Source organism: Selenomonas ruminantium AC2024 (assembly GCF_000687995.1).
GTDB lineage: Bacteria > Bacillota > Negativicutes > Selenomonadales > Selenomonadaceae > Selenomonas_A > Selenomonas_A ruminantium_B.
In genome coordinates this window covers 899557-924545 of record NZ_JIAC01000001.1, presented here as the reverse complement: position 1 = coordinate 924545, position 24989 = coordinate 899557, and the positions used below count along the sequence as shown (strand labels likewise).

Below are 24989 nucleotides of genomic sequence, written 5' to 3'. Positions count from 1 at the left end.
TGTCTGATACATTGACTACGGATATGTGCGAGATTCATCACATACATCCCGATAAATTAAAAACCTGCGCCATGCGTAAGCTGGACGATGAAACCAGTTTGGAACTGGCAGATTTATTCAAGGTGCTGGGCGATAAAACCCGCATTAAACTGCTCTCCCTGCTGGCCGCAGAGGATGAACTCTGCGTCTGCGATATTGCCGAAAGCCTGCAGATGGGCCAGTCAGCCATTTCGCACCAGCTACGTGTCCTGCGGGCTGCCCGGCTGGTAAAATTCCGCAAATCAGGCAAAGAGGCCTTCTACAGCCTCGATGATGACCATGTGCTCATTCTCATGCACATGGGACTTGATCACGTACAGGAACATTGATTCCCTGTCAAACATTGACGAAAGGACGATGCCGATGAACAAGCAGTTGCTCAAAACAGGCTTAACCCTGGGACTGGCGCTCTTCATGTCGAGCGCGGTCACACTGGCTTCCCCTACTCTGCAGGAAGGATCCCATGGCCATGATGTGCTGCTCCTGCAAAAAAAATTACAGGCTGTCGGCTATAAGATAACCAGCGTAGACGGCGTGTACGGCAGTGAAACCGAACGGGCTGTTGCAGAATTTCAGCGGGATAACAAAATCCGCATCACCGGTATCGTCAATAACGCCACCTGGCGGGCTCTGCAAAAGGCTAAAAAGGTTAAATGGGGCGTGGACGTCCCCAAACCTGCCGCCAAAGAAAGTGGTACGCTCGCTTCCAAAGGGCCGCTGGCTCCCAACAATGCGCCCATCCTTGCCAAAGGTAAGGTCGGAGCCCTGCTGAAAACTGCCCGCTCTTATATTGGAGTGCCTTATGCGTTTGGTGGAACAACGCCCAAGGCCTTTGACTGCTCCGGCTATCTCCAATACGTCTTTGCCAAGAACGGCATCAACATCCCTCGTACTGCCGATGAACAATACAAGCTGGGGCTGCGCACCAACAGCAGCAAACAACTGGTTCCCGGAGATTTGGTTTTCTTTACCACCTACGAACCTGGCGCCTCCCACTGCGGCATCTATCTGGGCGACGGCGAATTCATCCATGCCAGCTCCAGCAAAGGTGTCCGGGTGGATGCCCTCTCCGATACCTACTGGGCACCGCGCTACTTAGGCGGTAAACATATCGTAAAATGAATAGCAAACACCTTCCCTTTTTGGGGAAGGATTTTTTTTGCACAATTTTAGAGACGACAAAAAGCCATTGCCTCAGCAATGACTTTAATTTCAAGTGGCGGAGTGGAGAGGATTCGAACCTCCGCACCGGTTACCCAGCCTAACGATTTAGCAAACCGTCCTCTTCAGCCTCTTGAGTACCACTCCGTATATATGGCAGGGGCAGTAAGAATCGAACTCACAACCTACGGTTTTGGAGACCGTTGCTCTACCAATTGAGCTATACCCCTACATATTAAAAAATGGGGCGACTTATGGGGATCGAACCCATGCATGCTGGAGCCACAATCCAGTGTGTTAACCGCTTCACCAAAGCCGCCATGATAAAAAATCCCATATAGGGAAAAACTGGCAACGCCCTATCCTCCCAGTCCGTCTCCAGACAAGTACTTTCGGCGTATGAGTGCTTAACTACTGTGTTCGGTATGGGAACAGGTGGAACCACTCAGCTATCGTCACCAGATATTTATTTGGTGTTCTATGAACACTCAAAACTATACAGAAGAAATCGTTTGTATTGAACATTTTAGCTCTGAAAGATAAGCCCTCGATTTATTAGTATTGGTCCGCTGCATGCCTTACGGCACTTCCACTCCCAACCTATCTACCTTGTCTTCTTCAAGGAATCTTACTGGATTACTCCATGAGATACTTCATCTCGGGACAGGCTTCACGCTTAGATGCTTTCAGCGTTTATCCCTTCCGGACGCAGCTACCCAGCTATGCTTCTGGCGAAACAACTGGTACACCGGCGGTCCGTCCACTCCGGTCCTCTCGTACTAGGAGCAGCTTCCCTCATGTATCTTACGCCCGCGATGGATATGGACCGAACTGTCTCACGACGTTCTGAACCCAGCTCACGTACCACTTTAATGGGCGAACAGCCCAACCCTTGGGACCTGCTTCAGCCCCAGGATGTGATGAGCCGACATCGAGGTGCCAAACCTCCCCGTCGATATGGACTCTTGGGAGAGATTAGCCTGTTATCCCCAGGGTAGCTTTTATCCGTTGAGCGATGGCAATTCCACTCTCATTCCACCGGATCACTAAGCCCTACTTTCGTACCTGCTCGACGTGTCTGTCTCGCAGTCAAGCTCCCTTCTGCCTTTATACTCTTCGCGCGATTTCTGTCCGCGCTGAGGGAACCTTTGGACGCCTCCGTTACTCTTTCGGAGGCGACCGCCCCAGTCAAACTGTCCGCCTGCCACTGTCCCCGAGTTCGTTACTCTCAGGGTTAGATTCCTAACACGCAAAGGCTGGTATCCCAACATTGACTCCCCATCATCTGGCGACAATGGTTCTCCGTCTCCCAGCTATCCTGTACGTTACATGCCAAAAATCAATGACAGGCTGCAGTAAAGCTCCATGGGGTCTTTCTGTCCAGTCGCGGGTAACCTGCATCTTCACAGGTATTTCAATTTCACCGGGTCCCTCGTTGAGACAGTGCCCAAGTCGTTACACCTTTCGTGCGGGTCGGAACTTACCCGACAAGGAATTTCGCTACCTTAGGACCGTTATAGTTACGGCCGCCGTTTACTGGGGCTTCAATTCCGAGCTTCACCTTGCGGCTAACCCGTCCTCTTAACCTTCCAGCACCGGGCAGGTGTCAGCACCTATACGTCAGATTTCTCTTTAGCAGGCACCTGTGTTTGTGGTAAACAGTCGCTTGGGCTTCTCTTCTGTCGCCGGCTCCAGCTTCCCCTGTACAGGGTTCACCAGCTCCGGCCATCCTTCTCCCGAAGTTACGGATGCATTTTGCCGAGTTCCTTAACGAGGGTTTTCCCGCGCACCTTAGGATTCTCTCCCCGCCTACCTGTGTCGGTTTTGGTACGGGTACATGTCGTCTCGTTAGAAGCTTTTCTTGGCAGTGTAGTACGTCTGAATTTGACTTGTACCGAAGTACGCGTCTATCTATCGGTTCTCAGCCTTACAGAACGGGGATTTGCCTCCGCTCCAGCCTACCGCCTTCGACTGGCATTTCCAATCGCCAGCTCAGACTCCTTGCTGCGTCACTCCATCCTCAAACAACTTCATGCAGTACAGGAATTTTCGCCTGTTGTCCATCGCCTACGCTTGCTGCCTCGGCTTAGGTCCCGACTTACCCTGGGACGACGAGCGTTGCCCAGGATCCCTTAGGCTTTCGGTGGGCCAGATTCTCACTGGCCGTTTCGCTACTCATACCGGCATTCTCACTTCCATACGCTCCAGCTGTCCTTCCGGTCAACCTTCAACGCCCATGGAACGCTCCCCTACCCATGCTTGCGCATGCCGCGACTTCGGTTCTGTACTTGAGCCCCGGATATTTTCGGCGCAGGGCCTCTCGACCAGTGAGCTATTACGCACTCTTTAAATGGTGGCTGCTTCTGAGCCAACATCCTGGTTGTTTAGGAAGTCCTACATCCTTTTCCACTTAGTACAGCATTGGGGACCTTAGTCGGCGGTCTGGGCTGTTTCCCTCTTGAATACGGGTCTTATCACTCGCATTCTGACTCCCAGGTTCTTCTCATAAAGCCATTCGCAGTTTGACTGGAGTTGGTATCCATTACAGACCCGCGTCCGATCAGTGCTCTACCGTCTTTATGTGTCGCCTGAGGCTAGCCCTAAAGCTATTTCGGGGAGAACCAGCTATCTCCACGTTCGATTGGCATTTCACCCCTATGCACAGCTCATCCCAAAGTTTTTCAACACTCACGGGTTCGGTCCTCCACTCATTTTTACCTGAGCTTCAACCTGGCCATGCATAGATCACTGTGGTTTCGGGTCTAATCCATGTAACTTTCGCCCTATTAAGACTCGCTTTCGCTTCGGCTCCGTGTCTTCCACTTAACCTCGCTACATAAATTAACTCGCCGGTTCATTCTTCAATAGGCACGCCGTTGCACATATAAAGTGCTTCGACTGCTTGTAGACATACGGTTTCAGGTTCTATTTCACTCCCCTCCCGGGGTTCTTTTCACCTTTCCCTCACGGTACTATGCGCTATCGGTCGTTTCGTAGTATTTTGCCTTGGATGGTGGTCCACCCTGCTTCCCACAAGGTTTCACGTGTCTCGTGGTACTCTGGATACCGGCCCGCTTGTTTTCCTTTCGCTTACGGGGGTTTCACCTTCTGTGCCGCTCCTTCCCAGAAGCTTCAGCTAGGAACTTTCCGCTTGATGCCAGTCCTCAACCCCGGTCGTCCGAAGACGTCCGGTTTGGGCTCTTCCCTGTTCGCTCGCCGCTACTGAGGGAATCTCTTTTGATTACTTTTCCTCCGGTTACTTAGATGTTTCAGTTCACCGGGTGTGCCTCCTAGAAACTAGGTGATACGACATAACTCGTATCGGGTTGCCCCATTCGGATATTCATGGCTCACAGCCTACTTGCGGCTCCCCATGACTTCTCGCAGCTTATCGCGTCCTTCATCGGCTCGAAACGCCTAGGCATCCACCATATGCCCTTTGTAGCTTAACTTTCGTTTTGCCATAAAGTATCATATTGTTTATGATGTCTATGCTTTTGAATCCTAAAATGTTCGTTCAACCTCTGTTTACACTGTCGTGTAGACCTTTGGTTAAAATTGATACATTTTAATTTCTTCTGTGTAGTTTTCAGTGTACATATACCATTCGTTTTTAATGGTGGGCCTAAATAGACTTGAACTATTGACCTCACGCTTATCAGGCGTGCGCTCTAACCAGCTGAGCTATAGGCCCATAATGGTGGAGACGAGGAGAATCGAACTCCTGACCCCCTGCTTGCAAGGCAGGTGCTCTCCCAGCTGAGCTACGCCCCCATTATGGTATTTAATTTTAGAGAGATTATTCTCTCAAAACTAGACAATGCAAACGCTATTTCTAGCAAAGCAGATGCTCCGACCTAAGATTTTGTAATCCTTAGAAAGGAGGTGATCCAGCCGCACCTTCCGATACGGCTACCTTGTTACGACTTCACCCCAGTCATCGCCCCCACCTTAGACGGCTATATCCTTGCGGTTTACCCACCGGCTTCGGGTGTGAATGACTTCCGTGGTGTGACGGGCGGTGTGTACAAGGCCCGGGAACGTATTCACCGCTGTATGCTGACCAGCGATTACTAGCGATTCCGACTTCATGCAGGCGGGTTGCAGCCTGCAATCCGAACTGGGAGATGGTTTATGGGGTTCGCTTGCCCTCGCGGGGTCGCTGCTCTCTGTCCATCCCATTGTAGTACGTGTGTAGCCCAGGACATAAGGGGCATGATGACTTGACGTCATCCCCGCCTTCCTCCGCGTTGCCCGCGGCAGTCTCATTTGAGTTCCCACCTTAACGTGCTGGCAACAAATGATAGGGGTTGCGCTCGTTGCGGGACTTAACCCAACATCTCACGACACGAGCTGACGACAGCCATGCACCACCTGTTTTCTGGTCTCCGAAGAGAGGGCACTATCTCTAGTGCTTTCCATCAATGTCAAGCCCTGGTAAGGTTCTTCGCGTTGCGTCGAATTAAACCACATACTCCACCGCTTGTGCGGGCCCCCGTCAATTCCTTTGAGTTTCAGTCTTGCGACCGTACTCCCCAGGCGGAATGCTTATTGCGTTAACTCCGGCACAGAAGGGGTCGATACCTCCTACACCTAGCATTCATCGTTTACGGCGTGGACTACCAGGGTATCTAATCCTGTTCGCTCCCCACGCTTTCGAGCCTCAGCGTCAGTTACAGTCCAGAAAGCCGCCTTCGCCACTGGTGTTCCTCCTAATATCTACGCATTTCACCGCTACACTAGGAATTCCGCTTTCCTCTCCTGCACTCAAGAAAGACAGTTTCAATCCCATCACGGGGTTGAGCCCCGCACTTTTAAGACTGACTTGCCTTCCCGCCTGCGCTCCCTTTACGCCCAATAATTCCGGACAACGCTCGCCACCTACGTATTACCGCGGCTGCTGGCACGTAGTTAGCCGTGGCTTCCTCGACGGGTACCGTCATTGCAAGAAACTATTCGCATCTCGCACGTTCGTCCCCGTCAACAGAGCTTTACGAGCCGAAACCCTTCTTCACTCACGCGGCGTTGCTCCGTCAGGCTTTCGCCCATTGCGGAAGATTCCCCACTGCTGCCTCCCGTAGGAGTCTGGACCGTGTCTCAGTTCCAATGTGGCCGTTCATCCTCTCAGACCGGCTACTGATCGTCGCCTTGGTAGGCCGTTACCCCACCAACTAGCTAATCAGACGCAGACCCATCGCAAAGCGATAGCTTACAAGTAGAGGCCATCTTTAATCAGTCTTCCATGCGGAAAACTGACAACATTCGGTATTAGCAGTCCTTTCGGACTGTTGTCCCCATCTTTGCGGCAGGTTGTCTACGCGTTACTCACCCGTTTGCCACTCGACATTTCAAAAGCAAGCTTTCAATCCGTCTCGTTCGACTTGCATGTGTTAAGCACGCCGCCAGCGTTCGTCCTGAGCCAGGATCAAACTCTCCATAAAATTTATGAAGAACTTAATCAAGCTCTCAATTATCTATTAAAGAAATTGCCGATTGCTATGTTATTCATACCAATCGATGTTTTAATAAGAAGTTTTCACTTCTCAAACATCTGGCTTTAATCATGTTGCATGATTATTTGCATTGTTTAGTTTTCAAAGAACAATCTGTTTTGTCGTTATCGGCGCCTGTGCCCTTTCGGGTACTCGCTTCAAGCGACTCATTTATCTTATCGCATTCAGCTTAGCTTGTCAAGAACTTTTTTGAAGTTTTTCGAAGCTTTTCGGTTCCTCACAGTGGCCTGCCAATCAAGGCTTGCTGAACTGTTTCGTTGCCGTGTCTGTCAGCGACTTGTATTATATTACACGAGTCAGAAGCTCCTGTCAACACCTTTTTTGAAAAAAACATGAAAAACTGCTAGATGCCGCCACTTCTAATCATTTCTGCTCCAACAAAGCTAAAACTTTGTCCCGATGATAGCATGTTTCCTCAACAAAATCGTGCAGATATTCCGGGAAGATTCCCTCCTGCTGACAAAGCTGCTGCAGATGTTCCAGATTTTCCGTCCGCGCAACGTCATACTCAATACGATGCAGGATGCGGGATAACTCCTTGCGCGCATCTGGGCTGTATAATCCTTTGAGGTTGGCCACTTTGGCGGTGCTGACGGCAGCTCGGAAGAGATACCGGCTGATGGAAAGCTCGTGATTGATATTAGCGTAGCCTGCCGCCTCCCACTCTTCTTCGGCGCTATTATCCTCATCTCTATCCCCAGGCACAAAGTCAATTTCCTTAAAAAGTGTATCATCCAGCAGGCGAACCATTTCGCTTTTAGCATAAAGATGTTTTTCCCGTACAGGAAACTGCCCCTGCTTCAAAGCTTCCAATACGCCGGTGTAACGTATATTCAGAAAATCACCATAGAATGCGCCCACATCCGTAAGCTTGCGGCTGATATCCAGCAGCAGTTCATAAGGCTCATAAGCCCTGGACAGCAGATTTTCCGCTAATACCGCATCGAAGCTGCCATTGGGAAAGGGCAGTTTTTCCTGACGGATGTCCTGAAATACCCATTGGATATTCAGCCCAGCAAACTCGTGCAAGCTGGCGACTTCCTCAATTTCCGTTACCACCGTCAATTGAGCATGGGGATAGAGTGCCGCAATCTTTTCTACATAAGTCAGACTTTCCAGAATCAGCCAGCGTAAAGGCGCCGGCCCACCGGGCAGAAAAGCGGTTAAGTCCTGCTTCATAAGGCAAAGTCCCCCTTTCTGGCCCACAGGTCGATACATACCTGCCAAAACGCACCTGCATACCTTGCCTTGTCGCAGAGGGGCGAATTTTCCACCTCCGCCCGCAGATTTTCCTGCACAGCCGCTAAAAATGACAAGTCAGAAGCAAGCTGCAAGGCATATTTCAAATAGTCTTCTCTGCTGTCTGCTATCCATTCCTCATAACCTGCCGCTGTCAAAAGGCTTGCCCCAAAGCGGGCACTATGATGATTCCCCCGCAGAGTCACCACCGGCACCCCCATATAGAGCGCCGTAGCCGTCATAGCACCGCCGTTATAGGGAAAGGTGTCGAGCATGATGTCAATTTCCTGATAATCCTGCAGGTAATTATCGGTGCCCAGTCGTACTTCCGTCCGTTCCATCGGCAGGCCCGCTTTTTCCAAGCGCTTTTCCAAAGCCTGACGCCGCTCCGGCAGGCGCGTGGTATCCTGCACAATAAGACGTGCCTTCGGACAAAGTTCCAGAATCTCCCGCCAAAGCGCCAGCACCTCCCGATTCAGTTTCATACCATTCTGGAAGCAGCCAAAGGTCAGGGGCATGCTTTTATTTCGTGGCTGACGCCGGCATTTTTGCATGGCCTCCGTAGGCGTAAAGCAGAACGCATGAGGAAGGGGTACCAGTTCTTCCCGAAAAAATGACATGTCAATTTCTGACGGGTCAAGAATTTTATCCGTCAGCAGTCCGTCCACAGCCCCCAGTCCCGTCGTATCGAAGTAGCCAATGGCGCTGAGCTGTACCGGCGCAGGCTTTTTCGCCAGCACCATCAAGGTCAGGCCGCCTTCCGTATGGCCCGACAAATCCACCAATATATCGATTTCATCCCAACGGATGGCCTCAGCCATCTCCACGAGATTTTTCCCGGCCAGGCAGCGATAGATAAGACCACAGCCCTGTAGGGAATGGGTAAAGGCATCCTCCTCATCCTGCAGAGCGTAGAGATACGTGCTGGCATAACGCACATCCAGTCCGGTCACCAATGCTTCATAAAATCTTGCCGCAGCACTGTCACAGAAATCATGGGCGATAAAGCCCACACGCAGGCGGCTATGGGGCGCAATCTGACGCGGAGGCAGCCATTCCTCCTCGCGGTACAGTTCCTGATAGTAGCTATGCTGCTGCCATAAATCAGCGGCACCTAATCCCGGCAGATAATGCAGGGCAAAAAGATAGCTGGAGAAATGCTCCCGCTGGCTGCGCAGATATTTGTCGCATTGGGCTGCGTTGCTATAAGCGGCGGCCGCACCTTCTCCATCCGCCAAATCATGGAACACGGCGCCATATAGTTCATGGAAGCGCCATTCCTCATCCTGGGGTACGCTTCCCCGCAAATCATCCAGTTTTTCCCGGGCCAGTTGGGTTCTGCCCCGTTGCAACAGGTTCACAATCTCCTGCCACCAGCTCTCCATGCGCTCACCTCGTCCCCATTACTCAGTCAATCTGAAATAGGCAATCTCCGGCGGACAGCCAATGCGTATCGGCAGCCAGCTGCCATTGCCGCAGTGAACATACCCCAGACTGTCCTTCACCTTTACCAGTCCTCGGTTGTACTTAAAGGCCGCCATCAGGGGAATCCCAAAGACTCCGAACTGACCGCCATGCGTATGGCCGGTAAGTATCAGAGGCACGCCCATCTCCGCTCCGTCATCAATAAATTCCGGATGGTGGGCCAACAAAATGGTCTGCCCCCATTCCTCCTTGGGAATATCTTGCAAGGCCCTTTGCACCATCTCCGCCTTCTCGGTGCGAAAACTTTCCTCATCCCGGGCAAACGAATATTCGGCACCAGCCAGCCAAAGTTCTGTCCCCGGCACCTTTTCTGCCCGGCCAATGAGCATGTGTACCCGGGTCTTTTCCAAGAGCTTCTTCGTGCGTCCCCAGTCCCGGTAAACTTCATGATTGCCCAGACAGAAGTAAATCCCCTTCGGGAATAAATCCACCGCTTCATCCAATATATGCACCGCGGCAGGATTCTTTTGCAAGTCATCGAATAAATCGCCGGTCACCACTAGAATATCCGGCGAATCCGCAGCCGCCAGCTGCAAAAGCTGCCGCAAATCCTCCAGCGAGAAGAATCTGCCCAAATGCACATCACTAATTTGCGCCACAGTCAAGCCGGCCAGTCCGAGGCCAGCCGGATATTTTACATCATAATGGCGCTTCACCTGCTGCTTCCGCTCATAATAATAGCCATAGGAACCGCCCCCCAGCATGGCTGCCGGATAAAGAGCCGCGCCCTTCAAAAATCTGCGTTTGTTCTTATCCACAGGAATTTTCCGGTAAATAAACCGTGTCAACAGCGCAGGGATGAAAAAAAATACAATAGCCGCAACTAAAAAAAATATCGCCCAGAACACAAAATACCTCCAGCGAAAAAAAAGAGAACCGGCCACGCCGATTCCAAATGTGCAATCTTATAAGAGCATAATAAAATTTTCGTTAAACTTCGTAAAAAAACTTACATCAAATGTATTATGCCAAGCCTCGCAGGTGAGCGTTCTCCGCTTGTCTTTCCCTGTAATACCAGCGGATGGATTTGCCAATGGCGCAACGAATAGCATCCAGCTCCCCAGCCAGTGCCAGTTTGCGCAACTTCGTTACATCGAAACCATTAACAGACAAGTAACTCGCAGAAAGGAAACCTCCTCGTTTTAATTGTTTGCGAAAAATCGCGCTGTCACGACGGTCCATCTCTATGTTCTTGATAGCCATATAAACAACCCCCCATAATCCCCTATGAAGTATATTTACATGCTCTCTGCGTTGCACCTATATTGTAGCATATTTTTGTAAAGTTGTACACATCTTTTGTTAATTTTTTTACAATTCTTGTAAATGGATAAATTTTTTCTTATAATGTAAGTATCGTGTGTATATCTATTTGTTTAGGAGGTTTTGCGATGCTTACTACTCAAATTAAAGAGTATCCGCTGCCAGCAGATTTACAGGCCAAAATCGATTTGGTTCTGGAATCCCACGACAACGACCCGACTCAGATTGTGGGGATTCTGCTGGAAGTGCAGGACTTAAACGAACGTCATTATGTGCCGGAAGCCACAGCCTACTATCTAGCAGACCGGCTCGCCATTCCTGTCACCAACGTGTTCGACTGCCTGAATTTTTACAGCGAACTTTCCGCAAAGCCCCGAGCAAAATATCCCATACAGGTCTGCTCCTCGCCGGCCTGCCGGGTAAACCGTATCGATACGGAGCGCCTCTTATCCACGCTGCAGGATTTGCTCGATATCAAAATTGGGGAAATCACCTATGACGGCCGCTTCACCTTGGAGCGCACCACCTGCTACGGTGCCTGCGACCGGGCCCCCGCTGTGCGCATCAACGGCCATGTCTACGACCATCTGGACAGCATCGAAAAAATCGAAGCGCTGCTCCGTTCGCTGAAATAAGGAGGGGAAATGTATGAGCACACAAGTTAAATTCCTGACCAAAAATTTTGGCCAATACGACACCTCCTCCATCGGTTCCTATATGAATATTGGCGGTTTTGAAGCTCTGCGCAAAGCCGTGAATATGAATCCGGAAGATATCTGTACCATGCTCACAGAGGCAAAAATCCGTGGCCGCGGCGGCGCAGAATATCCGCTGGGGCGCAAGTGGAGCCAGGCTCGGGCTGTGCGTGGTGAGAACAAGGTAGTCATCTGCAACGCGGACGAAGGAGAGACTACCACGTTCAAAGACCGTGAACTCATCAAGAACGACCCTTTCAATCTCATTGAAGCCATGAGTATTGCCGGCTTTGTCTGCGGTGCCACCGACGGCTTCATCTATATGCGGGGCGAATATGCCTGCCACCGCCCCCTGCTTCTCAATGCCATCCGCCAAGCCAGAAACTACGGTTTCCTGGGCGAAAACATCTTAGGAAAAGGCTTTGATTTCAATATTCATCTCTATTCCGGCGGCGGTGCCTATGTCTGCGGCGAAGGCACGGCGCTCATCCGCTCCATCGAGGGCAAGGCGGGCCGTCCCCGCATGAAACCGCCCTTTATCAAAGTCAGCGGTTTGTTTGCTCGTCCTACCTGCTTGAACAATGTAGAGAGCCTGTCTCTTGTTCCTCATCTGCTTCAGGACAAGACCACCTACATGAACTGCGGCACAGGAGAATCCATCGGCACCAAGCTCATCAGCGTGGCAGGAAATGTCAACAAGCCGGGCGTCTTTGAGATTCCCTTCGGCACCACGGTGCGGGAAATCATCTACAATCTGGCCGGCGGCATTCAGCACGACCGGAACATCCAGCTCATTCAGTTCGGCGGCGCATCCGGCAAAGTCACGGATGCTTCGATTCTGGACACGCCCTATACCTATGACGATTTGCGGGCCGCTGGCGTCATGGTCGGTTCCGGCGGCATTCTGGTCATCGACGAGCGCACCAGTGTCATTGACTTTTTGCGCATGAATCAGGAATTCTTCTCCGAGGAGAGCTGCGGACAGTGTACGCCCTGCCGGGAGGGTAATCTCCATATCAAGATTATTCTCGACAAGCTGGCCAAAGGCGAAGCCAACGAACAGGATATCAAGACCATGACCACCATTGCCAAGGTCATGAGCATGTCTTCCCTTTGCGGGCTTGGGGAAACCGCCCAGAACAGCCTGTTGTCCGCCATGAAGAAATTCCCGCAAGTTTTTGACCTTGGAGGTGCCCGCGCATGAGCAATATGAACGAAAGCCAGGAAATGGTAAAACTCACCATTAACAATATTCCCATCGAAGTGCCCAAGGGCACCAAAATCATGCAGGCTGCGAAAGTTCTCGGCATTGACATTCCACACCTCTGCTACCATGAGGACCAGCGCATCAAGGCGCACTGCCGCCTGTGCTCCGTGGAAGTCACCGGCAAAAAGCGCCTGCTGGCCGCCTGCTCCACCGAAGTCTGGGAGGGTATGGATGTCCATACGGACACGCAGATTGTCCGTGACACGCAGGTGTCCATCCTCCAGCTCATGCTGGCTAACCATCACAAAGACTGCCTGAGCTGCCCCCGCAACCAGAACTGCGATTTGCAGCGCCTTTGCAGCCGCTTCAACATTTTGAAATCCAATCTGCCCAGCGTGGTAAAGGAAGTGCCCCGCATTGAAACCAATCCGTCCATCGTCCGTGACCCGTCCAAATGCATCCGCTGCGGCCGCTGCATCCGGGCCTGCAAGGACGTGCAGGGAATTGCCGCACTCACCTACGCCGGACGCAGCAGCGATATCGTGGTGACCACGGCCTTCAACAAGCCCATGGAAGAAACCGACTGCATCCTCTGCGGCCAGTGCAGCCTCGTCTGTCCCACCGGCGCCATCGTGGAAAAGGACGATACCCAGAAGGTGCTGGACGCTTTGCAGGATAATACCAAGCACGTTATCGTACAGGTTGCTCCTTCCGTGCGCGTAGCTCTTGGCGATGCCTTTGGCCTGGAACCAGGCGCCATCGTCACGGGACAGATGGTTACGGCCTTGAAGCTCTTAGGCTTTGACAAGGTCTTTGACACCAACTTCGGCGCCGACCTCACCATTATGGAGGAGGGCCATGAGTTCCTGCACCGCCTCAATAACGGTGGCGTGCTGCCTATGATGACCTCCTGCAGCCCGGGCTGGGTCAACTACATGGAAAAACACTTCCCCACCTGCATCAACCACCTGTCCTCGGCCAAGTCCCCCATGAGCATGTTCGGCGCCATTGCCAAAACCTATTACGCCAAGCAGGCTGGACTCAAGCCGCAGGAAATCGTCACCGTATCCATCATGCCCTGCACGGCGAAAAAATTTGAAGCCTCCCGCCCGGAAATGGGACGCGACGGCTATCGGGATGTGGATGTGGTGCTCACCACCCGCGAGCTTATCAAACTCATCAAATACGTGGGCCTGTCCATCGGCCAGCTGCCGGAAAATGATTTCGACAGCCCCTTAGGCCTGTCTACCGGTGCAGGGGCCATCTTCGGCGCCACCGGCGGCGTAATGGAAGCAGCCCTTAGAACCGTCTACGAAAAAGTTACGGGCAAGACCCTCGAAAAACTTGAATTCATGGATGTGCGCGGCTTTGAAGGCATCAAAGAAGCCACGGTACACCTCCCCGGCCGGGATGTGCACATTGCCGTTGCTCATACGCTCAAAAATGCCCGTCTCATCATGGAACAGGTCAAGAAAGGTACAAGCCCTTACGACTTTATCGAAATCATGGCCTGCCCTGGCGGCTGCATCGGCGGTGGCGGCCAGCCCATCGGTACCACCAACGCCATTCGCAAGAAGCGCATGGCCGCCCTTTACGAAATCGACAAGGCCCTGCCCATCCGCAAATCCCACGAAAACCCAGATATCCAGACCCTTTACCAGAATTTCCTGGGCGAGCCCTTAGGTGAAAAAGCCCACGAACTGCTGCATACCCACTATCATCAGGTGGATAAGCCGTACACCTTCAACTAAATTTTCGACACCAAAAAGCCGCTGCTCACCAAAGAGCAGCGGCTTCTTCTTTCATCTTTTTTTCAATGGCAGCTATTTTATCCGGCGCTACCTGACGCAATTCTTCCATCAGCTTATGCAGCTGGCTGGACAGGGTCAGCACCGCCTCGGTATTTTTCTCCGCGTACCTGGGTACCTTCTGTTCCACCACCAAATCGCCCTGAATAAGATTCCGGTATTCATCGAGCGGCACCGGCTCTGCGAAGAAATACCCCTGGGCATACTCGCAACCGATGGTTCGCAGGAAATCCACCTGCTTCTGGGTTTCCACTCCCTCGGCAATGACCGGTACATCCAGCCGCTTGGCCATGCGCACCACCGAATTTAGGATATTGTCAGCCCGGCCATTTTCCACGCCCTGAGAATCCGACAGGAACCGCAGGTCGATTTTCAGGATATCCACAGGCAAATCCTTCAGCATATTCAGCGAGGAATAACCGCTGCCAAAATCATCCATCAGAATGACAAAACCTTTGGCCTGTAGCTGGCTCGTTATCTCAATAATCTGCTGGGGATTTTCCACATAGGCGCTCTCGGTCAATTCCAGTTCCAACAGCCGCGGGTCAAGATTATACTTTGCCGTCAAATCCTCAAAGACCTGCACGAGATTCGGACTGTAAAAATCCACCCGGGACACATTGATGGACACCGGCATAACCGGCCGCCCCGCATCAATATCCTCCCGCAGCATCTGACAGGTTTTCTCCCAGACATATTTATCCAGCTGATAGATAAAACCGTTCTGTTCAAAGATGGGCACGAACTTGGCCGGAGAAACGAAACCGAGCTGGGGATGAATCCAACGCACCAGAGCTTCTGCCCCCACCACTTTCTCCGTGTTCAAATTGTACTTTGGCTGCAGGTAGACGATAAATTCGTCCCGCTCCAAACTGCCGTTCATATTATTCACAATGACCTGCTCACTGACCATGTTCTCCCGCATGTCATCATCATACTCACCGCAGACAATAATGCCATTGCGCGAAGCCTTGAACAGCCCCATGGCCGCCCGGTCCAACATGGTGGTAACAGACAAATCCCGTTCCTTCACCGTATAAACCCCAAAGTAGAAATCGATACGGTAATCAAGGGCAAAGGACACGGCCAGCATCTGCAGGGAATGAATGAGATGCTCCCGCAGATTTCCCGCCGTCGGATAGCACAGCAGGAAATTGTCCGCATATAGCCTGCCATAGACGCAGGGCTCCAGCTGAATGCTGGTCAGAAACTGGGAAACATACCGCAGCAGCTTGTCCCCTGTTTCCTCACCGAACAGGTCATTTATCACTTTGAAACGGGCAATGTTAAAGCGCATGATTTCAAATTCCGTGTCGGGATACTGCGCCAACACTTCATTTACCCGCCGGCAAAAAGCCTTTTTATTGTACAAATTGGTCAGCCTGTCGTAATTCAGATTGTAGAGAAAGCTGGCAAAGCCCCGCTGCACATTGATACCGCAAATCCGGTAAGTGTCCGCCTCCTTGCGGAACATAATCATAAGACGATGGGTACTGTGCCTGCGATTACGGGACGTAAGTTCCACGGCCGCCCGTACCGTGATTCCCTGGTCGGTTTCAATCTCGTTGCAGGCCATCTTTTTTACATGGACGCCTTCCACTTTCCTGTAGCTGTCCGCCAAAAAGTTCAGCACCGGCTCCCGTCCCTGAACATAGTATTGAGAAATCACGCCAAAGGCGATTACATCATCCGTCAGCAAGTCACGCATGTCTGTCGTATTGCCAAATTCATAATATTCTCGGATTATCCGATTTACCAAGGCTGTAATTCCGCTACGCTCCATTCGCTATCGTCCCTTTCAGGATAATTTAGCATTTACTGAATATAATTATATCATATCCGCAAAGAAAATGTGCGTAAACTTGCATACTATGCGCACAGACTACAAAATACCTAGCACGAACACCAATACCCATATTATATTGGGTATGCTACAATTTAGATAGCAGCACCAGCAGTCATCCGGCTGCTCATCTAAATGTGTCACAGGAGGTCTTTATTTATGTATGAATTAATCAGCAGTATATGTGCTGTCTTCCAAAATCTTGCCGATTTGGTCTGGGGGTTCCCCACCAATATAGAATGGTACGCCCAGCTCCCCATTATCGGCGAATTGCCGTTGGTCATCATCCTCTTGGTGGGGACTGGCATTTATTTCACCTTGCAGCTGGGCTTTGTGCAGGTCAAATATTTCCGTTATGGCCTGAACACCCTGATACACAGCCAAAAGACGGAGCAGGGCATCAGCCCTCTGGCCTCGTTCCTTCTCTCTACAGCTATGCGCGTGGGGCCCGGAAATATTTTGGGCGTGACGGGCGCAGTTTCCACCGGCGGCCCCGGCGCCTTGTTCTGGATGTGGTTCTCCGCCTTCTTCGGCATGGCCACGGCTTTTGTCGAATCCACGCTCTCGCAGATTTACAAGGTCAAGCAGGGGGATGAATATGTCGGCGGTCTGCCCTGCTATGGACGGAAACTTTTGGGTGGTGCAGCCATCATCGGCGGGACTTTGAGCCTGCTGTACATTGTCTATGCCCTGCTCTGCATTCCGGCTCAGGGCTTCAATACCATATCGGCCATGACAGCCATCACGCAGAATATAACGGGCATGGAGCTGGCTGCTGACAGCACGCTTGTCTGGATTTTCTTCCTGCTGCTGATGGGGGTGACCACGTTCTCCATCTTCGGCGGACTGCGCCGCATTACCAAAATCACCGATGTACTCGTCCCCATCATGGCCGTTATCTATGTGGCCGCCGTTATGATTATGGTCGCTCTGAACCTTGACCGCCTGCCCTGGTTCTTCTATGTGGTTGTAACCGAAGCCTTCCATCCCGAGCCAATTTTCGGCGGTGCTTTGGGTATTGCCCTCTCACAGGGTATCAAACGCGGCCTCATGAGCAACGAGGCCGGACAGGGCACGCTGTCCATGCCCGCTGCAGTCTCCCATGCCAAACATCCCTGCGATCAGGGCATCATTCAGGCCATCGGCGTCTTCCTCGACACCATGGTCATCTGCACGCTGACGGGTTTCGTCCTCATCATGGGACAGGCCTGGATGGGCAATGGCTCTGCGGCCTGGATGGAACTGGGCCGTCTGGAAAAATTTCTCGCCTCCTGCGCGCAGCTGCTCGGCAGCGGTACCGGTTATGGTCTGGCTACACTCGTCATCAGCATTTGCTTTGGCATTTTCGCCTTCACCTGCCTGCTGGGCTTCCTGTCCTTCTCCGAAATCTGCGCCCGGCAAATTTCCCATAACAAGATGTTCATTGCCTCCGTCCGTCTGGTAAATTTGACGGTACTGGCCTTCGGCATGGTCACCAACATTGCCGGCTTTGACCTCAGCGCCCTCTGGAACCTCAGCGACTTTGCCAACATCGTCATGGTCTGCTGCAACCTGCCGCTGCTCTATCTGGGCTTTGGCCAAGTAAAAAAGGCCTTCGCGAATTTCGAAGACAACAATGAAGAATTCAATTCCGAAACATTCGGTACGCCTGTACCGGTTTGGGATGAATGTACCGCTTCATCAGCTTTCCACGTAATAAAGGATGCCCAAAGTTAACTTTCCTATATACCTGAAAACGGCTTGCAGATTTCTCTGCAAGCCGTTTTCACTTCTTATTTCAGATTCTCGATTTCCGCTCCCGTAGCACGCAGGCGGGCGAGTGCACGCCGCAGGGCCAGCTGGGCACGTTCGATATCGATATTTCTGGCCTCGTCGCCTCCCTGATGGAAAGCAGCGATACGCTCTTTGGCGCGGTCCATGGCACGCTGGGCACGATTGATATCGATATCAATCGGCTGTTCAGCTGCCGTAGCCAGCACCGTAATTTTTTCCGGAGTGACTTCCATGAAGCCGCCGGACACAGCGATAAGCTGTTCGTCCCTGTCGGAACCATTGAGACGCACGCGCATGGCATGAGGCAAAAGCCCCGTTACCAGAGGAGCGTGTTTGGGGAGGATACCCAGCTCACCACCCGTGGAACGGACGATAAGCATGCTGATGTCCTCGGCATAAACCACTTTATCCGGGGAGACAATCTCTAGCTGGATCGTAGCCATAGATTATCCCTCCTTTTCCAAGGTCTTTGCTTTCTCCACAGCTTCGTCAATGTTGCCGACCATATAGAAGGCAGCTTCCGGCAGGTCATCGTATTTACCTTCAAGGATTTCCTTGAAGCCGCGCACCGTTTCTTTGAGCGGTACATATTTACCCGGAGAACCGGTGAATACTTCTGCTACGAAGAACGGCTGAGACAGGAAACGCTGAATCTTACGCGCACGGGATACGGTGAGCTTATCCTCGTCGGACAGTTCTTCCATACCCAGGATGGCGATGATGTCCTGCAGTTCCTTGTACTTCTGGAGCACGGCCTGCACGCCACGGGCCACCTGATAGTGTTCCTCACCGAGAACTTCGGCATTGAGGATACGGCTGGTGGAATCGAGCGGGTCAACGGCGGGGTAAATACCGAGCTCGGCAATCTGACGGGAAAGTACCGTCGTTGCATCGAGGTGGGTAAATGTACCAGCCGGTGCCGGGTCAGTCAAGTCATCGGCGGGCACGTATACGGCCTGTACGGAGGTGATGGAACCTTCCTTGGTGGACGTAATACGTTCCTGCAGTGCACCGATATCGGTGGTCAGGGTCGGCTGATAACCTACTGCAGACGGCATACGGCCGAGCAGTGCGGATACTTCCGAGCCTGCCTGAATGAAACGGAAGATGTTATCAATGAAGAGCAGCACGTCCTGATGCTGAACATCACGGAAGTATTCTGCCATGGTGAGGCCCGTCAGACCTACACGCATACGAGCTCCGGGAGGTTCGTTCATCTGACCGTAAACGAGTGCGGTCTTGCCGATAACCCCGGATTCCTTCATTTCGCCCCAAAGGTCATTACCTTCACGGGTACGTTCACCTACGCCGGCGAATACGGAGTAACCGCCGTGCTCGGTAGCGATGTTATGGATAAGTTCCATGATAAGTACTGTCTTACCTACGCCGGCACCGCCGAAGAGGCCGATTTTACCGCCGCGGGCGTACGGTGCGATAAGGTCAACGACCTTGATGCCCGTTTCGAGTACCTGTGCACTGGTTTCCTGATCTTCAAATTCCGGAGCAGGACGATGAATCGGCCAATACTCAGCGGCGTTGACCGGAGTGGGGTCCTTATCCACAGTCTGGCCCAGTACGTTGAAGATACGGCCCAGAGTACCTTCACCAACGGGAACACTGATCGGCGCGCCGGTATCTTCGGCGTCCATCCCGCGGGTGAGACCATCGGTAGAGCTCATGGCGATGCAGCGGGTTACGCTGTCGCCGAGGTGCTGCATAACTTCAACCACGAGGTCGATGTCCACTTCACCGGCTTTGCCCTTGATGGTGATTGCATTCAGTATTTCCGGCAGTTCGCCAGCCGGGAATTCAATATCTACGACAGGTCCGATAACCTGTACGACTTTACCTTTTGCCAATGGTAAACCTCCTTACGATGCCCTTATTTCAGAGCTTCGGCACCGCCAACAATCTCGGTGATTTCGTTGGTGATACCTGCCTGACGTACCTTGTTGTAGTAGAGGTCCAGTTTGCTGATAAGCTCTTCTGCGTTGTCCGTTGCATTGCTCATGGCGTTCATGCGGGAGCTAAGTTCGCTTGCCGCAGACTGCAGGAGCGCTGCATAGATGGTGGTGTAAAGATACTGCGGAAGCAAACTTCCGAGTACCGTGGCAGCATCCGGTTCATAGATGTATTCGGTAACCGGACCTTCCGTGCCTTCTTCTGCCTCAAAGGGCAGGAGCTTTAACACCTGCGGCTCACAGTTAATCGCCGAAATAAACTTCGTATAAACCATCTGCACTTCCCGGATTTCTCCGGTCTTGAAGCGTTCCACCAAATCGTCGGCCAGTTTCTTAGCCAGGTCAAAGCTGGGGCGTTCGCTGACGCCGATAACGCTCTTTACCACATCATAACCACGATTCTTGAAGTGGCTGGTACCCTTGCGGCCGACAATGACCAGCGGGGTATTTTTCTTGTCCTCGACCAATGCTTCCGCTGCCTTGCAGGCATTGGCGGAATAAGCACCGGCCAGGCCCTTGTCACTGGTGACAAGCAAAATGAGCTTTTTGCCGTCCTCATGCTTTTCGAGCAGGGGATGAGAAAAATCATTTCCTGCGGTAGCAGCAATCTGCTGTACCACCTGCACGACCTTTTCTGCATAAGGCTTATTGGCAAGTGCTGCCTCTTTGGCATGACGGAGACGCGAGGTCGCCACCATGTTCATGGCACTGGTTATCTGCTTGGTACTCTTTACGCTCTTAATGCGATGGCGGATGTCCTGTAAACTAGCCAAAAAGAATCACCTCGCTAACCTTATGCCATTTTGTATGTTACAGTTTCCTTGAATTCTTCGATAGCTTTCGAAAGATCTGCCTCAATGGCATCATCAAGTTTCTTCTGTTCGGCAATCTTAGCCCCGATATCCGGATGCTGCGCACGCATGAACTTCAAGAAGTCATTGTGGAACTCAACCACACGCTCTACCGGAATATCGGCCAGGAAACCGCGGACAGCGGTGAAAATCACCATAACCTGTTCCTGTACGAGGAGCGGGCTGTACTGTGCCTGTTTCAGCGTTTCAACCATGCGGGCACCGCGGTCGAGCTGTGCCTTGGTGGCTTTATCGAGGTCGGAAGCAAACTGGGCAAATGCTGCCAGTTCGCGGTACTGTGCGAGGTCAAGACGCATGGTACCGGCAACCTGTTTCATGGCCTTAATCTGTGCCGAGCCGCCTACACGGGATACGGACAGACCGACGTTGATAGCCGGACGGATACCAGAGTAGAAAGCATCGGATTCCAACATGATCTGACCATCGGTGATGGAGATAACGTTGGTCGGAATGTACGCGGAAACGTCACCGGCCTGCGTTTCGATAATCGGCAGAGCCGTGATGGAACCGCCGCCCAGTTCGTCACTGAGTTTTGCGGCACGTTCCAAAAGACGGGAATGTAAGTAGAATACATCACCAGGATATGCTTCACGTCCGGGCGGTCTTCTGAGCAGCAGGGACATTGCACGGTATGCAGCTGCATGCTTCGTCAAATCGTCGTATACGCAGAGGCAGGCCTTGCCCTGATACATGAAGTGTTCAGCCATGGCAACACCAGCATACGGAGCCAGGTACTGCAGCGGAGCGCTGTCAGCAGCCGTAGCAGCTACGACGATGGTGTACTTCATAGCGCCGGCTTCTTCGAGGGTCTTAACCACGCGGGCAACGGTGGAAGCCTTCTGACCGATAGCTACATAGACGCAGATACAGTTCTGGTCATGCTGGTTGAGGATGGTGTCAACCGCGATAGCCGTTTTACCGATACCACGGTCACCGATGATGAGTTCGCGCTGGCCACGGCCGATAGGTACGAGGGCATCGATTGCCTTCAGACCAGTCTGCAGCGGTTCTTTAACCGGTTTGCGGTCAGCAATACCCGGTGCGCGGTACTCAACCGGACGGAACGTGTCGGCTTTGATGTCGCCCTTGCCATCGATAGGACGGCCGATAGCGTCAACAACGCGGCCAATCATCGCTTCGCCTACGGGAACCTGCATGATTTTGCCCGTACGCTTTACCTGTGCGCCTTCCTTAATCTGGGTTTCACCGCCCAGGATAACGGCGCCGACATTGTCCTGTTCAAGGTTCAGGACCAAACCAAATATATCATTACCAAAATCCAACAGCTCACCGGCCATGGCTTTTTCGAGGCCATGAATATGGGCGATACCGTCACCGATTTCGATAACCGTGCCAACCTCATCGACGTTCAAGTCTACTTCGTAGTTCTTGATTTGGTCTTTGATGATGGCCGTTATTTCTTCCGGATTCATTTTCATAACTTAGCTGTCACCCCAGTTTCTCACTTGCTCGTCAGTAATTCTTTTTGCAGCGCCTGGAGGCGTCCGGCCACACTGCCGTCGATACGGCGGTCGCCGATTTTGACCACGACACCGCCCAAAAGGGCCTTGTTTTCGTGGAGGCGGAGTTCCACCTTTTTCCCCGTAACTGCTTCAAGTTTAGCGGCGATTTTTTTCTGCTGTGCTTCCGTTGCCGGCTGAGCCGTGGTCACATCAGCAATGACAATGCCTTGGGCGGCATTGGCCATTTCCCGATACTGTTCCGCAATAACGGACAGCAGGGCAAAACGGCGCTTGTCCACCAGAAGGAGCAGGAAGTGGTAAATGCTCTGGGAAAGTTCCCCTTCATACATCTTCTTGACCAGTTCCTTTTTGGCTTTGCGCTCCACCTGCGGGTTGGCAAAGAAGGATACCGCAGCCGGTACTGCTTCGAGGTCTTTTTTGACCTGCAGAAGCTCCTTGCCGTACTGGGCTAATTTGCCTTCTTCCTGCGCCAGTTCAAAAATCGCCCGGGAATATTTATGTGCAAGCTGTAAGTTTAGCATGGCAAATCACCAATCTTATCTTTGTCCAGCTTATCCACAAATTCCGCGATAAGCGCTTCATTTTCAGCCGAATCCATATTCTTGGCGATGATTTTGCCGGCAGCAGCCATGGAAAGAGCCACCATTTCGGTGCGCAATTTTTCAACGGCTTTTGCACGGTCACGCTCAATATCGGCCTGAGCGGATTTCTTCATCTGCTCAATATCGGCTTTAACCTTCTGCTCCTCTGCCTCGCGGAACTCAGCGGCACGCTTTTCAGCATTCTTCTGAATTTCTTCAGCTTTTGCGGTTGCGGCAGCCAGTTTCGCCTTGTACTGCGCCAGCAGCTTGTCTGCTTCTGCCGCATCGGCATCGGCTTTGTCAAGGCTTTCCTGAATCTTATCCTGACGGGCTTTGAGCATGTTGACTACGGGTTTATACGCAAATGCGCGGAGTAATACAACCAAAATCAGGAAGTTAATAATCTGCGCAATAAACGTCCCATTTAACTCGATCAATTCCTATGCCCCCTTTATTAAGCAATTCATCAAAGAAAATTATTTGATGAGCGGGTTTGCATAGAGCATGATGAGGGCAACAACGGTTGCGATGATAGCCATGGACTCGATCAGACCAACGGAGATAAGGGTGTTGGTGAAGAGCGTGCTCTTTGCTTCCGGCTGACGGGTGATACCTTCGATGAAACGGCTCGTTACAAGACCATCACCGATACCAGCGCCGATTGCGGCCAGACCCATCGTAATACCTGCGCCAACGAGAGCAGCGGCTACCATAATTGCGTTTTCCATGAAAAAATCCTCCTTAAAACCTTTAACTAAAAAATTCCCAGTTCGTCTTAGCCTTCTTCCTCACTCTTTACTGCATTGGCAAGATATGCCATGGACAGCATGGTGAAGATGAATGCCTGTACCCCGCCGATAAAGATACTGAAAGCCAGCCAGATAACTGACGGTATCGGCATCCAGATTGGCATGAGCTGCAGCAGGATGATGATTAAGATTTCACCTGCCAGAATGTTGCCGAATAGACGGAAGGCCAGCGTAATTGGCTTAGCAACTTCCTCTATGGCGTTGATGATGACAAAGACCGGCGTGGGCTGGAAGAAATGCGCGATGTAATGACCGCCCTTCATGTAAAGCCCCAGTCCGTGCACCATCACAATGACCAAGAGTGCAAGGCCTAAAGTGGTGTTCAAGTCATTTGTCGGCGATGCCATCTTTGGGATAAGTCCCAGCCAGTTGGAAACCAGCAGGAACATAAAGAGCGACACGACAAAGGGCGCCAAAAAGCGTCCATTCTTGCCCATGGTCGCATCAATCTGTTCATGAAGCCAGACCACGATTGCCTCCACCACATTCTGCCAGCCTTGCGGCACCATCTGCAGATTGCGGGTTGCCAACACTGCAATGAGCAGTACGATGGCCATCGTAATCCAGGTCATAACCAGAGTCTCCCAATTGAAGGTAAAGCCGGCAAACTGCACTACTTCGCGAACACCGATTTCATGCATATACCTCAACCTCCTCCCAGGAATTCCTGAGTTACTATTTCGCGCTATTCATGCGGATCATGAGAACCATAGCCCAGGCATAACAGAGAAGAAATCCCAACGCCACTATGCTGAACACCTGCGTGGAAATCCGGACGGCCGCCAACAAGACAATAAATAATACCATCAAGCGCAAAACCAGTCCCCATAACATTTGTCTTTTTGCACCGCCAACAGGTAGTGACGCAGCTTTCCACAGCCGCAGGGACATGTTTCCCAAAAATACCAGGCCCGTCATAAAACCAATGATTAACGCCCCGATAAGCTCTGTCTGCCCGTTTGCCACGAGCATACTGCCTACCGCCAAGGTGATAACCCCCAGTCCCATTATAAGCCTTTTCATGAATATCGGCAAAACTTCTTTCATATTCCTCCTCCGGCAAAAAAGCCTGTAAGTTGAATATTAGGCTATTGCCCATCTTATACAATTCAACATAAACATAAAATATCCTTTTTTTAAATGAATATTTATGAGTTTTTTTGGCTTTTTTTGCTTATTTTCCAAGGAACATTTATGGGATTTTACGATTGAATTATTGGTATTTATACTACGATAAATCAATATTCCAACTTTAT

Annotated in this window: 20 protein-coding genes, 5 tRNA genes and 3 rRNA genes; 6 read left to right on the top strand and 22 right to left on the bottom strand. The window is 51.7% G+C overall.

Annotated features, from left to right (window positions below; genetic code table 11):
* Positions 1-71 precede the first annotated feature (71 nt).
* Positions 72-368 carry an ArsR/SmtB family transcription factor gene (locus P157_RS0104270; RefSeq protein ID WP_037353087.1) on the top strand — a complete coding sequence of 99 codons (297 nt, stop codon included), beginning with the start codon at positions 72-74 and terminating at the stop codon, positions 366-368.
* Between the two features lie 34 nt (positions 369-402).
* On the top strand, positions 403-1161 hold the full coding sequence (locus tag P157_RS0104265) for a C40 family peptidase (RefSeq protein WP_026759915.1): 759 nt from the start codon (positions 403-405) through the stop codon (positions 1159-1161).
* 95 nt (positions 1162-1256) lie between these two features.
* On the opposite strand, the gene P157_RS0104260 is transcribed toward P157_RS0104265, so the two are convergent.
* The 12 genes from P157_RS0104260 to P157_RS0104205 form a co-directional block, all read right to left on the bottom strand.
* A tRNA-Ser gene (locus P157_RS0104260) sits at positions 1257-1347 on the bottom strand.
* A 7-nt stretch (positions 1348-1354) separates the two neighbouring features.
* Positions 1355-1430, bottom strand: a tRNA-Trp gene (locus P157_RS0104255).
* Between the two features lie 13 nt (positions 1431-1443).
* A tRNA-His gene (locus tag P157_RS0104250) sits at positions 1444-1519 on the bottom strand.
* 27 nt (positions 1520-1546) lie between these two features.
* Positions 1547-1663, bottom strand: a 5S ribosomal RNA gene (gene rrf / locus P157_RS0104245).
* 72 nt (positions 1664-1735) lie between these two features.
* Positions 1736-4652, bottom strand: a 23S ribosomal RNA gene (locus tag P157_RS0104240).
* A 165-nt stretch (positions 4653-4817) separates the two neighbouring features.
* Positions 4818-4894, bottom strand: a tRNA-Ile gene (locus tag P157_RS0104235).
* Between the two features lie 4 nt (positions 4895-4898).
* A tRNA-Ala gene (locus P157_RS0104230) sits at positions 4899-4974 on the bottom strand.
* Between the two features lie 104 nt (positions 4975-5078).
* A 16S ribosomal RNA gene (locus P157_RS13840) occupies positions 5079-6641 on the bottom strand.
* The 16S, 23S and 5S rRNA genes sit together here with 5 tRNA genes alongside, the layout of an rRNA operon.
* A 435-nt stretch (positions 6642-7076) precedes the next feature.
* On the bottom strand, positions 7077-7892 hold the full coding sequence (locus P157_RS0104220) for a class I SAM-dependent methyltransferase (protein WP_026759914.1): 816 nt from the start codon (positions 7890-7892) through the stop codon (positions 7077-7079).
* Positions 7889-9337 (bottom strand): hypothetical protein, encoded by a 1449-nt coding sequence (locus tag P157_RS13835; protein WP_051598490.1) that lies wholly within the window; start codon positions 9335-9337, stop codon positions 7889-7891. The genes P157_RS0104220 and P157_RS13835 overlap by 4 nt, the downstream gene beginning before the upstream one ends.
* An 18-nt stretch (positions 9338-9355) precedes the next feature.
* On the bottom strand, positions 9356-10195 hold the full coding sequence (locus P157_RS13830) for a metallophosphoesterase (RefSeq protein WP_155266696.1): 840 nt from the start codon (positions 10193-10195) through the stop codon (positions 9356-9358).
* 205 nt (positions 10196-10400) lie between these two features.
* On the bottom strand, positions 10401-10640 hold the full coding sequence (locus P157_RS0104205) for a hypothetical protein (protein WP_026759913.1): 240 nt from the start codon (positions 10638-10640) through the stop codon (positions 10401-10403).
* A 188-nt stretch (positions 10641-10828) separates the two neighbouring features.
* On the opposite strand from P157_RS0104205, the gene P157_RS0104200 reads away from it, so the two are divergent.
* Genes P157_RS0104200 through P157_RS0104190 form a run of 3 tightly spaced genes read left to right on the top strand, consistent with a single transcriptional unit; the run spans position 10829 to position 14353 of the window.
* The gene (locus P157_RS0104200) at positions 10829-11335 is read left to right on the top strand and encodes an NAD(P)H-dependent oxidoreductase subunit E (RefSeq protein ID WP_051598488.1); all 507 of its coding nucleotides are present in this window, start codon (positions 10829-10831) and stop codon (positions 11333-11335) included.
* A gap of 13 nt (positions 11336-11348) precedes the next feature.
* Complete coding sequence (locus tag P157_RS0104195; protein ID WP_026759911.1) at positions 11349-12599, top strand: complex I 51 kDa subunit family protein; 1251 nt, start codon at positions 11349-11351, stop codon at positions 12597-12599.
* A gap of 5 nt (positions 12600-12604) precedes the next feature.
* Positions 12605-14353, top strand: a complete 1749-nt coding sequence (locus tag P157_RS0104190; RefSeq protein ID WP_026759910.1) for an NADH-dependent [FeFe] hydrogenase, group A6 — start codon at positions 12605-12607, stop codon at positions 14351-14353.
* A gap of 25 nt (positions 14354-14378) precedes the next feature.
* On the opposite strand, the gene P157_RS13825 is transcribed toward P157_RS0104190, so the two are convergent.
* A complete protein-coding gene (locus P157_RS13825; RefSeq protein ID WP_051598487.1) occupies positions 14379-16193 on the bottom strand; it encodes a putative bifunctional diguanylate cyclase/phosphodiesterase in 1815 nt (604 codons plus the stop codon).
* A 219-nt stretch (positions 16194-16412) separates the two neighbouring features.
* On the opposite strand from P157_RS13825, the gene P157_RS0104180 reads away from it, so the two are divergent.
* On the top strand, positions 16413-17969 hold the full coding sequence (locus P157_RS0104180) for an alanine/glycine:cation symporter family protein (protein WP_026759909.1): 1557 nt from the start codon (positions 16413-16415) through the stop codon (positions 17967-17969).
* 56 nt (positions 17970-18025) lie between these two features.
* Here P157_RS0104180 and P157_RS0104175 read toward each other — a convergent pair whose 3' ends face one another.
* From P157_RS0104175 to P157_RS0104135, 9 genes are read right to left on the bottom strand one after another with little or no spacing between them, the layout of a single operon-like run.
* Positions 18026-18469: a F0F1 ATP synthase subunit epsilon gene (locus P157_RS0104175; RefSeq protein WP_026759908.1), complete on the bottom strand. Its 444-nt coding sequence runs from the start codon at positions 18467-18469 to the stop codon at positions 18026-18028.
* 3 nt (positions 18470-18472) lie between these two features.
* The gene (gene atpD, locus P157_RS0104170; protein WP_026759907.1) at positions 18473-19885 is read right to left on the bottom strand and encodes a F0F1 ATP synthase subunit beta; all 1413 of its coding nucleotides are present in this window, start codon (positions 19883-19885) and stop codon (positions 18473-18475) included.
* Positions 19886-19908: 23 nt separating this feature from the next.
* The gene (gene atpG, locus P157_RS0104165) at positions 19909-20760 is read right to left on the bottom strand and encodes an ATP synthase F1 subunit gamma (RefSeq protein ID WP_026759906.1); all 852 of its coding nucleotides are present in this window, start codon (positions 20758-20760) and stop codon (positions 19909-19911) included.
* 20 nt (positions 20761-20780) lie between these two features.
* Complete coding sequence (gene atpA / locus P157_RS0104160) at positions 20781-22298, bottom strand: F0F1 ATP synthase subunit alpha (protein ID WP_026759905.1); 1518 nt, start codon at positions 22296-22298, stop codon at positions 20781-20783.
* A 23-nt stretch (positions 22299-22321) separates the two neighbouring features.
* The gene (gene atpH, locus P157_RS0104155; protein WP_026759904.1) at positions 22322-22864 is read right to left on the bottom strand and encodes an ATP synthase F1 subunit delta; all 543 of its coding nucleotides are present in this window, start codon (positions 22862-22864) and stop codon (positions 22322-22324) included.
* Positions 22858-23361, bottom strand: coding sequence for a F0F1 ATP synthase subunit B (gene atpF / locus P157_RS0104150; protein WP_026759903.1), 504 nt, complete (start codon positions 23359-23361; stop codon positions 22858-22860). The genes atpH and atpF overlap by 7 nt, the downstream gene beginning before the upstream one ends.
* Before the next feature lie 39 nt (positions 23362-23400).
* Entirely contained in the window at positions 23401-23652 is a 252-nt protein-coding gene (gene atpE, locus P157_RS0104145) for a F0F1 ATP synthase subunit C (protein ID WP_014423513.1), read from the bottom strand.
* A 47-nt stretch (positions 23653-23699) separates the two neighbouring features.
* Entirely contained in the window at positions 23700-24374 is a 675-nt protein-coding gene (atpB, locus tag P157_RS0104140; RefSeq protein ID WP_014423512.1) for a F0F1 ATP synthase subunit A, read from the bottom strand.
* Positions 24375-24408: 34 nt separating this feature from the next.
* Entirely contained in the window at positions 24409-24780 is a 372-nt protein-coding gene (locus P157_RS0104135) for a hypothetical protein (protein ID WP_026759902.1), read from the bottom strand.
* Positions 24781-24989: the final 209 nt, after the last annotated feature.

Bases quoted from the DNA above. Each gene is read 5' to 3' on its own strand.
- P157_RS0104175 (WP_026759908.1), bottom strand. From the start codon at position 18,469: ATGGCTACGATCCAGCTAGAGATTGTCTCCCCGGATAAAGTGGTTTAT.
- P157_RS0104195 (WP_026759911.1), top strand. From the start codon at position 11,349: ATGAGCACACAAGTTAAATTCCTGACCAAAAATTTTGGCCAATACGAC.
- P157_RS0104270 (WP_037353087.1), top strand. From the start codon at position 72: ATGCGTAAGCTGGACGATGAAACCAGTTTGGAACTGGCAGATTTATTC.
- P157_RS0104265 (WP_026759915.1), top strand. From the start codon at position 403: ATGAACAAGCAGTTGCTCAAAACAGGCTTAACCCTGGGACTGGCGCTC.
- P157_RS0104135 (WP_026759902.1), bottom strand. From the start codon at position 24,780: ATGAAAGAAGTTTTGCCGATATTCATGAAAAGGCTTATAATGGGACTG.
- P157_RS0104220 (WP_026759914.1), bottom strand. From the start codon at position 7,892: ATGAAGCAGGACTTAACCGCTTTTCTGCCCGGTGGGCCGGCGCCTTTA.
- atpA (WP_026759905.1), bottom strand. From the start codon at position 22,298: ATGAAAATGAATCCGGAAGAAATAACGGCCATCATCAAAGACCAAATC.
- P157_RS0104180 (WP_026759909.1), top strand. From the start codon at position 16,413: ATGTATGAATTAATCAGCAGTATATGTGCTGTCTTCCAAAATCTTGCC.
- atpB (WP_014423512.1), bottom strand. From the start codon at position 24,374: ATGCATGAAATCGGTGTTCGCGAAGTAGTGCAGTTTGCCGGCTTTACC.
- atpE (WP_014423513.1), bottom strand. From the start codon at position 23,652: ATGGAAAACGCAATTATGGTAGCCGCTGCTCTCGTTGGCGCAGGTATT.
- P157_RS13835 (WP_051598490.1), bottom strand. From the start codon at position 9,337: ATGGAGAGCTGGTGGCAGGAGATTGTGAACCTGTTGCAACGGGGCAGA.
- P157_RS0104200 (WP_051598488.1), top strand. From the start codon at position 10,829: ATGCTTACTACTCAAATTAAAGAGTATCCGCTGCCAGCAGATTTACAG.
- P157_RS13825 (WP_051598487.1), bottom strand. From the start codon at position 16,193: ATGGAGCGTAGCGGAATTACAGCCTTGGTAAATCGGATAATCCGAGAA.
- atpH (WP_026759904.1), bottom strand. From the start codon at position 22,864: ATGCTAAACTTACAGCTTGCACATAAATATTCCCGGGCGATTTTTGAA.
- P157_RS0104205 (WP_026759913.1), bottom strand. From the start codon at position 10,640: ATGGCTATCAAGAACATAGAGATGGACCGTCGTGACAGCGCGATTTTT.
- P157_RS0104190 (WP_026759910.1), top strand. From the start codon at position 12,605: ATGAACGAAAGCCAGGAAATGGTAAAACTCACCATTAACAATATTCCC.